The following is a 13,191-nucleotide window of genomic DNA, read 5'->3' on the forward strand; positions in this document are numbered from 1 at the left end:
TGCTACAATTAATAACTAGTAGAAAAGAGGAGGCACAGCTTGTGGCAAAACGGAGAAGCAAAAAGCGACATTCAGGACGAAAATGGGTTGTTGGAATACTAGCTATTATTGTTATTTTTCTAGGAGTTTATGTTGGTCACCATTTTTATCGAATTTGGAATCAACAACGAATTGAACAGGAGGCACGAGAAAAGGATCGCCGTGCTAAACAATTATTTATTCAACAGGTTGCTCCTGAAGCACAGGCTATGCAGAATACGTATCATGTTTATGCTTCAATTACGATTGCTCAGGCAATTTTAGAATCTCAATGGGGAACAAGTAAATTAGCATCGCAATATCATAACTTATTTGGTATTAAGGGAACTGGACCTAATTCGCAATTGATGACGACAAAGGAATATGTTAATGGTAAATGGATTGTGATCAAAGGTCGTTTCCGAGTTTATGATAGTTGGAGCGACTCAATTAAAGATCATACCCGCTTGATGTTAAATGGAACGGATACCAATCAACAAAATTACGATAAAGTTGTCCATGCAACGAGTTATCAAGAAGCGGCACAAGGTTTACAAGATTCAGGTTATGCAACTGACCCCGATTATGCACAAAAACTTATCTCGGTAATTAAAACCTATAAGTTATATAACTATGATAAGTAATAGGGAGTGTTCAACGATGAAAGAATTAGAAGAAAAGATTGAAAAGTATGGGACTGTTTTACCAGGAAACGTCTTAAAAGTTGATGCCTTTCTAAACCATCAAGTTGACACACAGTTGATGCTTCATATTGGGCAGCAATTTGCTAAGTTGTTTGCAAACGAGGGAATAACTAAAATTTGGACAGTAGAGTCATCGGGGATTGCTCCTGCTGTTATGACAGGCTTAGAAATGCAGCTTCCTGTTATATTTGCTCGAAAACATAAGAGTCTTACATTAAACCAAGATATGTATACTGCAGATGTATATTCTTATACTAAAAAGACAACTAATCGAATTTCAATTTCTAAAAAATATGTAGAGTCAGATGATAAGATTTTAATGATTGATGACTTTTTAGCTAATGGACAAGCTGTTGAAGGGCTGCTTGAGATTGCTGATCAAGCTGGTGTCGATGTAGCTGGGGCAGGAATTGTTATTGAAAAGAGCTTTCAACCAGGTGCTAGTAAGCTAAAAGAACGAGGGATTCGTATTGAATCATTGGCACGAATCCAATCATTGAGCGATAATAAAGTTAAATTCGTAAAAGACTAATAAGGGGAGTGTGATCTAATGAGCAGAAATGCTATTTACCCGGGTAGTACTTTAGGAATTATCGGGATTAATCGAAACGGGGCCGCGTTAATTGCTGCTGCTAAAAGAGCTGGCTTCAATGTTGGCGTATATGTCGACCGCTCACAACCGTCAGTAACTAAGATGGCTGATTTTACAATGGTAGGTGTCTTTAATGATCGAGTAAAATTGACACAGTTTGGTGAAGCTTGTGATGCAATTATTTATCAGACGCCGAACGTTGATTCACGGGTTCTGCATTATTTAAGTAAATATGCTGTAATTCCACAGGGAATCAATGCCTTAGAAATTGTTCAAGATCGTTTAATGGAACGAGCATTCTTAGACCAAGTAAATATTAATATCGCTCCATATGTAACAGTCGTTAGCTTGGACGATGTATATCAATCAATTGATTCGATTGGTTATCCTGCTTTATTAAAGCCAATTCAACGCGGAATTGGTGAGAATTCGATGCTGATTGAACGGCAATCTGATATTACTCGTGCGGCTGATTTTATTGATACTGGGACGTACCTTTTAGAGTCATGGATCGACCACACAAATGAATATACAATGACAGCAGCAACTGACGGCAAAGAGACAGAGATCTATCCTTTAGCCCAGCTGCAGTACAATAAAGAACGACAATTAATTTCGGTTGCAACACCAGCAAGTGTTCATGATGATATGCTAAAAGAAATGCAACGTATTATAAAAAGCGTTGCAGCTTCTCTTGAGTATAAGGGTGTTTTCTCAATTAATTTCTATGTCACCTCAACAGGGACCCTATACGTAAAAAATATTGAGCCGGGGTTAACCTCAATTGCTAATGTTTATGATGCAACTGCTAATATTAACCAGTATGAAGAGCAATTAAGAAGTGCTGTTGGAATGCCTCTTCATGTGGTTACGCCTCTTCAAACTGGGTTGTTGATGGTCATTCGGAATTATCAATCACGGGCAATCCAACGCCAATGGTTGCTTAAGAATAATTGGCAGTTTAGATTCTTTAATGATATTGGAGACGATGATCAAGCGATTTTAGGATTTGTTTGGGTTACTGGTAATGATAACCTAGCTGCATTAAAGAATCAGGTAGATGATACAGAAGTGTGGAAAGATCAAGCATGAGTTTGTTAGGTAATGAATATCTAATAAGAGGGACTGAGGACAGGTGTCACAGTCTCTTTAATTTTTCCTAACATATGTTCGATTTTATCCCCGAATAAAGGCCTAATTTGGTATAATATTAGCCGATGAAAATTTAGAGAGGATGGAATAGCGTGAACAACGGTCAAGTATTATTAGAAGGAATGAACGACAAGCAATCTGAAGCAGTTTTAACTACTGAGGGACCGCTTTTAGTAATGGCGGGAGCTGGTTCTGGAAAAACACGGGTATTAACGCATCGGGTCGCCTATTTAATCGAAGAAAACGGTGTGTTACCGTGGAATATTTTGGCAATTACCTTTACTAACAAGGCAGCCCGTGAAATGAAGGAACGAGTTGGTAAGTTATTAGGGGAGAGCGCTAATGAGATTTGGGTATCGACTTTCCATGCCTTATGTGTTCGAATTTTACGGCGAGATATTGAAAAAATTGGCTATAACCGAGCGTTTACGATTGCTGATACTAGTGAACAGCGGACGCTAATGAAGCGAATTTGTGCAGAATTAAATATTGATACTAAAAAATTTGACCCACGGAGCATTCTGAGTGCAATTTCTAATGCTAAAAATGCTCTTATGACGCCTGATGACTATAGTAAAGAAGCTAATAGTATGTTTGAAAATATGGTTGCTCGGGCATATAAGCTTTATCAACAAGAACTAGAAGCTAATCAGGCCTTAGATTTCGATGATTTAATTATGAAAACGATTGAATTGTTAGAAAGCGACCAAGAAACACTTGAGTTTTATCAAGATAAATTTCATTATATTCACGTTGATGAGTACCAGGACACTAATGATGCTCAGTACCGTCTTGTTAACTTATTAGCACAAAAGTATCAGAATCTTTGTGTGGTTGGGGATGCGGACCAGAGTATCTATGGCTGGCGCGGTGCCAATATGAATAATATCCTTAATTTTGAACATGATTATCCCCAAGCAAAAACAGTAATGCTTGAACAAAATTACCGTTCTACCCAAACTATTTTAAATGCGGCTAACGAAGTCATTGCAAACAACCTCTACCGGAAGAAAAAGAATCTTTGGACAGAAAATGGTCAGGGAGATAAAATTTCGTATTACCGAGCACAAAATGAGCATGATGAAGCGCAGTTTATTGTTTCCAAGATTAAAGAGGAGCAAGAGAAAAACGGCTATCATTTCAATGATTTTGCCGTTCTTTACCGGACAAACGCGCAATCACGGATGATCGAAGAAACTTTCCTCAAAAGTAGTGTTCCATATACGATGGTTGGTGGTCATAAGTTCTATGACCGGCGGGAAATTCGTGATATCCTTGCGTACTTAACATTGATTGTTAATCCAGCTGATTCCATGAGCTTTGAGCGAGTCGTGAATACTCCTAAGCGTGGAATTGGAATGACGAGCGTGGAACACTTGAGAAGCTTTGCAAGTGATAATGGCTGGACACTCCTTAAGGCCTCCCAAAACGTTGATACGGCTAATGAGATTACGGCCCGGACACGCGGAAAGATCGACGCGTTTGGTCAACTAATGGCCAATTTAACTAAGCAAGCGGAATACCTTAATTTAACTGATTTAACTGAACAAATCCTTGAGTTAAGCGGTTATAACAAGATGCTAAATGATGATCGAAGTCTTGAAGCACAGGCCCGCCGTGAGAACTTAGATGAATTTAAATCGGTAACGCAGGAATATGATGAACAGCATAAAGACGATGATGATTCGAATATTCAAAAAATCACTAATTTCTTAGCAGACCTTGCACTTGTATCTGATCAAGATGATGTTGATGAGCAAGCACCGGCAGTTACCCTGATGACTCTTCATGCTGCTAAGGGACTCGAATTCCCAGTTGTCTTTTTAGTGGGGATGGAAGAAGGAATTTTTCCGCTTTCTCGTGCTCTGATGGAAGATGATGAGCTTGAAGAAGAACGCCGGCTTGCTTATGTTGGGATTACCCGGGCAAAGAAGAAGTTATACATGACTAATGCATTTTCTCGTCTACTTTATGGCCGGGTGCAAAGAAATCAGCCTTCAAGATTTGTCGAAGAAATCAATCCTGATTTATTAGAATTTGAGAACACTCCTTCCGGAAAGTCAATTAGTGATAAAGATTTACCGTTTGGAAAGGCAGCAGCTACCGCCTCAACTTACCGTGATCAACGAGCAAAACGGACCTATCGTAATGCTGGAAAGCGTGTAAAGCCAATTACTAATACCGGTACCGGTGCAGATAAGGTTAGCTGGAAAACAGGCGATAAAGTTGAGCATAAAAAGTGGGGTCAGGGAACTGTTGTGAAGGTTAATGGTGCAGGCAATGACATGGAGTTAGATATTGCCTTTCCAAGTCAAGGCATCAAGCGGTTACTCGCTAGTTTTGCTCCAATTACAAAAGTACAAAAATAATGAAATGAGGCGTAATAGAGATGAGTGAAAAGCAAGCGCCAGTAAAAGAACTATCTCTTTCCCAAGCAAAAAGCGAAATTAAACCTTTGCGTGAAAAGCTAATTAAGTGGGGAAAAGAATATTATGAACAAGATAATCCAACGGTTGAAGATTATGTATATGATCGTGCTTACCAACGATTAGTTGAATTAGAAGATCAATTTCCAGAGTTAAAGACAGCCGATTCACCAACGCAACGTGTCGGAGGAGCTGTGGAGAGTCAATTGACCAAAGTTCGTCATGAAATTCCGATGTTGTCAATGGGGGATGTTTTTTCGATTGAAGAATTAATGGAGTTTAACCAACGCCAGCAAGAAAATCGGGATGTTAAGGTTAAGCCAGAATATAACCTTGAATTGAAAATTGATGGATTATCATTATCATTGGTCTATGAAAATGGTAAGTTAGTTCAGGGGTCGACCCGTGGTAATGGGACAATTGGTGAAGATGTTACGGCTAATGTTAAGACAATTAAGTCAGTACCAGCAGAATTACCTGAACCATTATCAATTGAATTTCGTGGTGAATGTTACATGCCTAAAGAAGCATTTGCTAAGTTGAATGCAAAGCGTGAAGCAGAAGGACAGCCTGTATTTGCTAATCCGCGAAATGCAGCGGCGGGTAGTTTGCGCCAACTAGATCCCAAGGTAACTGCGCAACGTGAGCTTGATACTTTTATGTATTACGTTCCTGAATATCAGAAGTTAGGTGTAACGACACAAGCAGAAGCCCTTGAACGGATGCGCCAATTAGGATTCAACGTTAACCCTAATAATCGGGTTGTTAGTAGTCGTGAGGAGATTGAGCAGTATATTGACGAGTTTACTGCACAACGAGACCGCCTTACCTATGGCATTGATGGTATTGTAGAAAAAGTTAATGATTTGGATACTGAGGTTGCACTGGGAAATACGGTAAAGGTCCCTCGATGGGAAATTGCCTATAAGTTTCCACCTGAAGAGCAGGCAACGGTTGTTCGTGACATTGAATGGACAGTTGGGCGGACAGGTAATGTAACACCGACCGCGGTCATGGATCCAGTTCAGTTAGCCGGAACCACGGTTAGTCGTGCTTCCCTACATAATCCTGATTATTTACGTGAAAAGGATATTCGGATTGGCGATACCGTTTACCTGCATAAGGCGGGAGACATTATTCCAGAAATATCTAAAGTGGACTTAAAAAAACGTCCTAAGAATGCGGTTGAATATGTGATACCAACTAGCTGTCCCGTTTGTGGTTCAAAGTTAGTTCATCTTGATGGAGAAGTTGCTCTCCGTTGTATTAATCCAATGTGCCCAGCTCAAATTAAGGAAGGGTTGGCTCACTTTGCTTCGCGTAATGCAATGAATATTGATGGCCTTGGTCCTAAAATCATTGAACAATTATGGGATAAAAAATTAATTCATGATGTTGCTGGCCTATATCGATTAACTTATGACCAATTATTAACTTTAGATAAATTTGCGGAAAAATCAGCTACTAACCTATTGACATCGATTGATAATAGTCGTAATAATTCTGTCGAGCGCTTATTGTTTGGTCTTGGAATTCGTCATGTTGGTGCTAAAGCAGCGCGAATAATTATGGAGCATTTTGGCAATCTTGATTCATTAACGCAAGCTACTGCGGAGGAAATCTCAGCAATTGACGGGATCGGACCAACAATCGGTGAAAGTATTATCACGTATTTTTCTAATGCTCAAGTAGTTGAATTAATTGACGAGTTACGAGATGCTGGGTTAAACTTTGCTTATCTTGGTTCGCGGATAAATGCTAATCCACAGAGTGAGTGGAATGATCGACGGGTGGTTTTAACCGGTAAATTAACCGCAATGACCCACGGTGAGGCAAAGACGTGGCTAGAAGATCATGGCGCTAAAGTAACAGGAAGTGTCTCAAAGAAAACAGATATTGTCATTGCTGGGACTGATGCTGGTAGCAAACTCACAAAAGCTCAAGATTTAGGAATTGAGGTCTGGGATGAACAGCAATTCAGTGCTGCAATGAAGGAGGAACAATAAATCGTGAAGCGAAAGGTAAAGAAAATAGCCGTTAGTGCCGCAGTTCTGATGTGTACTGTATTGCTTGCATCATGTGGTTTCGGTGGTAAGTCATCTTCTAAAAACTATTCAACGACCGGTTCAGGAAATGGCTCTTATCAAGGGGTCATCAAAAATGGTCGTTATCGAACTAGTAAAGCGCGTGGGGTAAACGTTGCTCAAAATGACAATCAATATAACCTTAAAAGTTTTGAAACGGGATTAACGCAGGTTTCAAAGAAAGTATTTTCAACCAAAAGCTATATTTTTCAAGAAGGACAGTATTTAAGTAGTGGTACGGTTGAAAATTGGCTTGGCCGTAAAACCAAGAGTAATCCTGAAGGGCTTAATCCGGCCCAAGGAAAGAAGAGTAATCCTAATCCTATCTATGTTCAGCAACTAGAAGAACAAGATTACATGCAAGAGAGCGGTAATTCAATGAAATTACGGGGAATTACAATTGGTATTGGCCTAAATTCAGAATATAATTATCAAAAGAAGACTGGTGGGCCCACACTAACAAAAAAGATTAGCGATAGCGAGCTTCGTGAGCAGGGTGAGATTGCTGCTCAAAAAGTACTGCAACGGGTTAGAAAGAAGCCGGGAGTTGGCAATGTTCCAATCGTTATTGCCCTGTATAAGCAGGCTCCAGATGATAGTCTTGTTGGTGGAACCTTCTTTGCTTATAGTAAGAATAATGGTGATAAGATTAGTGGTTGGAAGAAGCTTGATTATAAGAATGTTGTCCTTCCAAAGGCTAGTGCATCAACGACTAATAGTACTGACCAGACCGATGATGATAGTTTCTCTAATTTCAAGAGTCAAATTCAGAGTTTCTTCCCTAACTTAAGTGGAGTTACTGCTCAGGCACAATATGAAAATGGGACATTATCTGGGATGCATATTACGGTTACTACCCAGTTCTATAGCCAAACTGAGATTACGAGTTTCACGCAGTATATTACACGGGCGGCTAAGAAATACTTGCCTAATGGGATTCCAATTGATATCAAGATTCAGTCGGACTCAGAAATTCAGGCAGTTGTATACCGTAATGCTGGTTCTGATAATTTCCAGTCGCATATTTTTAATTCATATTAATATTTATAAAGGGAGCCAAGAGTCAATTCGTTATGAAAAGCGAAGAGGTTAGCTCCTTTTTATTTCCTTCCAATGATGAAATAAGAGCCTATTCTGTGCTAAAATTGTTAAATGTATATGTAGATTTAAATTACTGGAAAAGAGGTAGAGAGAATGGCCAGTAAAATCACTGAGCAACAAGTAGAACACGTTGCTGAACTTGCTAAGCTTGAATTTCCCAAAGATGAGCTAGGTAAGTTTACCACTCAACTAGGAAACATTATCGATATGTTTGAGGACCTCGAAGCGGTTGATACTGATGGAGTTGAACCAATGACATCAGCAACCGATCGGGTAAATGTTATGCGTGAAGATAAGGCAGTTAAGAGTTCAAAGGAAGAACAAGAAGCCTTACTTAAAAATGCTCCCGAGACTGATGGTGGTTACATTAAGGTTCCGGCAATTATTGACGAAAGTGAGGATGGCGAATAATGGACTTTTACCAAACAAGCTTGAGTCAATTGCACGATGACTTGGTAAATAAGAAAATTAGTGCAACAGAATTAGCAAAAGAAACCTTTGATCACATTAAGGAAAATGAAGATCAAGTAAAGGCATTTATTACCTTAAATGAGGATGAAGCATTAAAACGGGCTACTGAAATTGATGCTCAAGGAATTGCAGCTGATCAATTAATGGCAGGGGTACCGCTTGCAGTTAAGGACAACATTTTGACAAAGGGTTTGACAACGACTGCTGCTTCTAAAATGCTTGAAAACTTCAATCCGGTTTATGATGCAACGGTTGTCGAAAAATTAAATAATGCTGGTTACATCAATGTTGGTAAGACCAACCTTGATGAATTTGCGATGGGTTCATCCACTGAAAATTCAGCATTCTTTACCACTCATAACCCATGGGATCTTACGCGGGTTCCGGGTGGATCTTCTGGTGGTTCTGCGGCTGCGGTTGCTGCAGGAGATGTTCTTGGTGCACTAGGAACCGATACTGGTGGTTCAATTCGGATGCCAGCCTCATTTAACGGTGTGGTTGGGATGAAACCAACGTATGGTCGTGTATCGCGTTGGGGAATTATTGCCTTTGGATCTAGTTTTGACCAAGTTGGTTGGTTGACCCAAAATGTTAAGGATAATGCATTATTAACAGCCTTGATTAGTGGCAATGATGAACACGATATGACTTCCTCACTTAAAGAAGTGCCAGATTGGGCTGCTCAATTAAACGAAAATACCACCGTTAAAGGTTTACGGATTGCTGTTCCTAAAGAATACTTTGATGGTTTAGCAGAAGATGTTCACGATGTTATCAAGGCTGCGTTAGCGCACCTTGAATCGTTAGGAGCAATCGTTGATGAAGTTAGTTTGCCACACACAAAGTATGGGGTTCCAGCTTACTATATTTTGGCATCATCTGAAGCTTCATCAAACTTACAACGTTATGACGGTATTCGTTATGGGTTCCGTGCAGACGATGTAAAGAATTTGGAAGATGTTTATGTTCGTTCACGTTCTGAGGGCTTTGGTGAAGAAGTAAAGCGGCGGATTATGCTAGGAACCTTCTCTCTTTCTGCTGGTTTTTACGATGCTTACTTTAACAAGGCAGCTAAAGTTCGGCGCTTAATTGCGCAAGACTTTGAAGAGGTATTCAAGGATCATGATGTCATTGTCGGTGCTACGGGGGCTACTACCGCCTTCAAGATTGGTGCAGAAATTGATGACCCTAAGAAGATGTACATGAACGATGTCTTGACAGTTCCTGTTAATATGGCCGGTTTACCAGCAATGTCTGTTCCCGCAGGATTCTCTGCTAAAAATGGAATGCCAGTTGGCTTACAAATTATTGGAAAAGCCTTTGATGAACAAACAATTTACAATACTGGCTATGTTTTTGAACAGACTACTGATTTCCACAAAAAGGCACCAAAGTTAGGAGGTCAAAACTAAGATGAACTTTCAAACAACAATCGGACTAGAAGTCCACGTTGAACTAAAAACTAATTCTAAGATTTACAGTCCATCCCCCGTTGAATACGGTGACCAGCCTAACGCTAACACCAATGTGATTGATTGGGGATACCCAGGTGTATTGCCAAGCTTAAATAAGGGTGTAGTTCGTGATGGAATTATGGCCGGCCTAGCTCTCCACGCGCAAATTGCCCATCATATGCATTTTGACCGTAAAAACTACTTCTATCCGGATAATCCGAAAGCCTACCAAATCACCCAATCTGAGACACCAATTGCTCATGATGGCTGGATTGAAATTGAAGTAAACGGTAAAAAGAAAAAAATCGGGATCAAGGAAATGCATATTGAAGAAGATGCTGGTAAGAACACCCATACTAGCAAATTTTCTTATGTTGACTTGAACCGGCAAGGCACCCCATTAATTGAAATTGTTTCTAAACCAGATATTGCTTCTCCTGAAGAAGCGGTTGCTTACTTGGAAGCATTACGTCAACGAATCCAGTTTACTGGTATTTCAGACGTTAAGATGGAAGAAGGTTCCATGCGGGTGGACACCAATATCTCAATCCGACCAATTGGTTCTGACAAGTTTGGTACCAAGACTGAAATGAAGAACATTAACTCCTTTAACTATGTTCGAAAAGCTTTAGCATATGAAGAAAAGCGTCATCAAAATGTCTTGATGTCAGGTGGGACAATTGCCCAGGAAACTCGTCGTTACGATGAACCTACTGGAACCACAATTTCAATGCGGTCAAAGGAAGGAGCCGACGACTACCGTTACTTCCCAGAACCGGATTTGCCACCTGTAAATGTTAGTGATGAATGGATTAGCCAGATTGAAAGCGAAATGCCGGAAATGCCTGGTGAACGTCGTGAACACTATGTTAAGGATCTTGGCTTGTCTGATTATGACGCAATGGTTCTTACTCAGACTAAGGAAATGTCCGACTTCTTTGAAGAAGCAGTTAAAGACGGCGGTGAACCGAAGCGGGTTGCCAACTACTTGATGAACGATGTTAATTCATACTTGAATGATAAGCAGGTTGATTTGCAAGATACTAAGTTGACCCCAGCAAACCTTGCCGGAATGGTTAAGTTAATTGAAGATGGGACAATTTCTTCAAAGATGGCAAAGAAAGTCTTCAAGGGTATCTTAAACGGTGAAGAACCAAATGCTTATGCCAAGGAACACGGTCTTGTTCAATTATCAGATCCTGCTCAATTGCAACCAATTGTGGATGATGTGCTTGCAAACAATGAACAGTCAATTGAAGACTTTAAGAATGGTAAAGATCGGGCTGTTGGTTACTTGATGGGCCAAATTATGAAACAAACTCGTGGTAAGGCCAACCCACAAGTTGTTACTCAATTGTTGATGAAGTCATTAAAGGCAAAATAGTTGGGAGGAATGACCGTGCGAAAACGTGCGCGGATAATTTATAATCCTACATCTGGTCGAGAGACATTGCGGAGTGATCTTGTTGATATTTTAGCCATTTACGAAAAAGCAGGTTATGAGACAAGTGCTTTTGCAACGACACCAGCACCAAATTCAGCTAAGAATGAAGCAACTCGAGCAGCAAAAGATGGCTTTGATTTAATTATTGCTGCTGGTGGGGATGGAACCCTTAATGAAGTTGTCAATGGAATTGCCGGCTTAGAAAAGCGTCCAGCCTTGGCGATCATTCCTGCTGGGACAACTAATGACTATGCCCGTGCCTTGCGGATCCCGCGTGATGATCCGATTGCAGCAGCTAAGTTGATTTTGAAGAAGAATAAAAAATTTAAGATTGATATCGGCCGTGCGGGTGAAAATTACTTTATGAATATCGCTGCTGGTGGAACGATGACAGAAGTGACCTATGAGGTTCCTTCACAAATGAAGTCGCTGTTTGGCTATGCTGCTTATTTTGCTAAGGGTGCAGAATTAATCCCACGAATTAAGCCGATTGAAATGCTGATTAAGTATGATGGAAAAGAGTATCGGGGAAATGCAACGATGTTTATGATTGCCCTGACTAATTCTGTCGGTGGGTTTGAACAGATTGTCCCGGACGCTTCACTTGATGATGGAAAGTTTACCATGATTATTGTGAAGAAGAGTAATGTCATTGATATGCTGAGTTTAATGGCAAAGGCGCTTCAAGGAAAGCACCTTGATGATCCGCGGATTATCTATGCGAAAGCGACTGACATTGAGGTTATTCCATTAAACAAGGAAGACCGTTTAATGGTTAACCTTGATGGTGAATATGGTGGCGATGCGCCAATGAAATTCCATAACTTAAAGCAGCACTTAGAAGTAATTGCTAACTTGGATGAAATTCCTGAAGATGCAATTACAACTTCTGCTGATTTTAAGCGGGTCGAAAAAGACTTTATGGATGGCATTGATGACATTAAGGACCAAGAAAATAAGTAAATAGAACGGTCAGCTTCTGGAAGAGGAAGTTGGCCGTTTATTTTGTTGTAATAAGTATTGAGGTAATTACGATATGATATAATGTAATTACGAGGTGATGATATGCAGGAATTAAATAATAATTCAAAATTTTTTAAAACTGGGAACTCTTTCGGCTTGCGATTGACTAAACGTGATAAAGAAAAAATGCATGCTAACCCAGGAGATGAATATGAGAAAACAATATCACCTGATGGAAAAACGATAACTTTTAAGAAAAAAGAGCAGGTTGATGATGAGACACTAGCAATGATCAATCAATTATTTGATGAGAATAAAGAACTGATGGAACGGTTAAAGGATAAATGAATTACCTAACAAAAGCAGAAATTATAATGGTGAATCGGCAGGTATTAGTACGAACAGGTCAAACGTTTAGGGGAATTCAGTATCCTGAGGGCTTATCAGTGATAGTTGAACAACCACAGATGACGGTATTTAAGCATGAGTTGTATCCATCGCTTTGGCTAAAAGCAGCTTATATTGTCCAAAAAATAACTAAAAAACATGTTTTTATTGATGGCAATAAGAGAACAGCCTATTTATGTCTATTATTATTTTTACAAAAGAATGGTTGGGCACTACATTTGAATGCTGATGAAGGTGAGGCGTTCGTTGTTCAAATAACTTTAGTTGATGACTCTGAAGAAGAAATGCTAAAGATTGCGCACTTCTTAGAAAAACGTTGTATAAAGAAATAAACGGTTAACGTCCTAAGGAAGAAGTTAGCCGTTTATTTTGCT

The 13,191-nt window shown here is 39.8% G+C and carries 12 protein-coding genes; all 12 read left to right on the top strand.

The features are described from left to right. Window positions 1-41 precede the first annotated feature (41 nt). The 12 genes from H5S39_RS07660 to H5S39_RS07715 all read left to right on the top strand — a co-directional run bounded on the left by H5S39_RS07660 (window position 42) and on the right by H5S39_RS07715 (window position 13,149). On the top strand, window positions 42-662 hold the full coding sequence (locus H5S39_RS07660; RefSeq protein ID WP_445666896.1) for a glycoside hydrolase family 73 protein: 621 nt from the start codon (window positions 42-44) through the stop codon (window positions 660-662). Window positions 663-678: 16 nt separating this feature from the next. Continuing rightward, window positions 679-1,254 carry a xanthine phosphoribosyltransferase gene (locus H5S39_RS07665; RefSeq protein ID WP_182596542.1) on the top strand — a complete coding sequence of 192 codons (576 nt, stop codon included), beginning with the start codon at window positions 679-681 and terminating at the stop codon, window positions 1,252-1,254. 18 nt (window positions 1,255-1,272) lie between these two features. Beyond that, entirely contained in the window at window positions 1,273-2,406 is a 1,134-nt protein-coding gene (locus H5S39_RS07670; protein WP_182596541.1) for an ATP-grasp domain-containing protein, read from the top strand. A gap of 152 nt (window positions 2,407-2,558) precedes the next feature. Beyond that, complete coding sequence (gene pcrA / locus H5S39_RS07675; RefSeq protein ID WP_182596540.1) at window positions 2,559-4,835, top strand: DNA helicase PcrA; 2,277 nt, start codon at window positions 2,559-2,561, stop codon at window positions 4,833-4,835. A gap of 20 nt (window positions 4,836-4,855) precedes the next feature. Further along, the gene (gene ligA, locus H5S39_RS07680) at window positions 4,856-6,898 is read left to right on the top strand and encodes an NAD-dependent DNA ligase LigA (protein WP_182596539.1); all 2,043 of its coding nucleotides are present in this window, start codon (window positions 4,856-4,858) and stop codon (window positions 6,896-6,898) included. 3 nt (window positions 6,899-6,901) lie between these two features. Further along, a complete protein-coding gene (locus H5S39_RS07685) occupies window positions 6,902-8,017 on the top strand; it encodes a CamS family sex pheromone protein (protein ID WP_182596538.1) in 1,116 nt (371 codons plus the stop codon). A gap of 153 nt (window positions 8,018-8,170) precedes the next feature. Then, window positions 8,171-8,488: an Asp-tRNA(Asn)/Glu-tRNA(Gln) amidotransferase subunit GatC gene (gene gatC, locus H5S39_RS07690; protein ID WP_153930166.1), complete on the top strand. Its 318-nt coding sequence runs from the start codon at window positions 8,171-8,173 to the stop codon at window positions 8,486-8,488. After that, the gene (gene gatA, locus H5S39_RS07695) at window positions 8,488-9,960 is read left to right on the top strand and encodes an Asp-tRNA(Asn)/Glu-tRNA(Gln) amidotransferase subunit GatA (RefSeq protein ID WP_182596537.1); all 1,473 of its coding nucleotides are present in this window, start codon (window positions 8,488-8,490) and stop codon (window positions 9,958-9,960) included. The genes gatC and gatA overlap by 1 nt, the downstream gene beginning before the upstream one ends. Window position 9,961: 1 nt before the next feature. Continuing rightward, window positions 9,962-11,386: an Asp-tRNA(Asn)/Glu-tRNA(Gln) amidotransferase subunit GatB gene (gatB, locus tag H5S39_RS07700; RefSeq protein WP_182596536.1), complete on the top strand. Its 1,425-nt coding sequence runs from the start codon at window positions 9,962-9,964 to the stop codon at window positions 11,384-11,386. A 9-nt stretch (window positions 11,387-11,395) separates the two neighbouring features. Then, window positions 11,396-12,409 carry a diacylglycerol kinase gene (locus H5S39_RS07705; protein WP_182596535.1) on the top strand — a complete coding sequence of 338 codons (1,014 nt, stop codon included), beginning with the start codon at window positions 11,396-11,398 and terminating at the stop codon, window positions 12,407-12,409. Between the two features lie 102 nt (window positions 12,410-12,511). Beyond that, complete coding sequence (locus H5S39_RS07710) at window positions 12,512-12,757, top strand: AbrB/MazE/SpoVT family DNA-binding domain-containing protein (protein WP_182596534.1); 246 nt, start codon at window positions 12,512-12,514, stop codon at window positions 12,755-12,757. Next, the gene (locus tag H5S39_RS07715; RefSeq protein ID WP_182596533.1) at window positions 12,754-13,149 is read left to right on the top strand and encodes a type II toxin-antitoxin system death-on-curing family toxin; all 396 of its coding nucleotides are present in this window, start codon (window positions 12,754-12,756) and stop codon (window positions 13,147-13,149) included. The genes H5S39_RS07710 and H5S39_RS07715 overlap by 4 nt, the downstream gene beginning before the upstream one ends. Window positions 13,150-13,191: the final 42 nt, after the last annotated feature.

The organism is Limosilactobacillus rudii (assembly GCF_014145455.1).
Taxonomy (GTDB): domain Bacteria; phylum Bacillota; class Bacilli; order Lactobacillales; family Lactobacillaceae; genus Limosilactobacillus; species Limosilactobacillus rudii.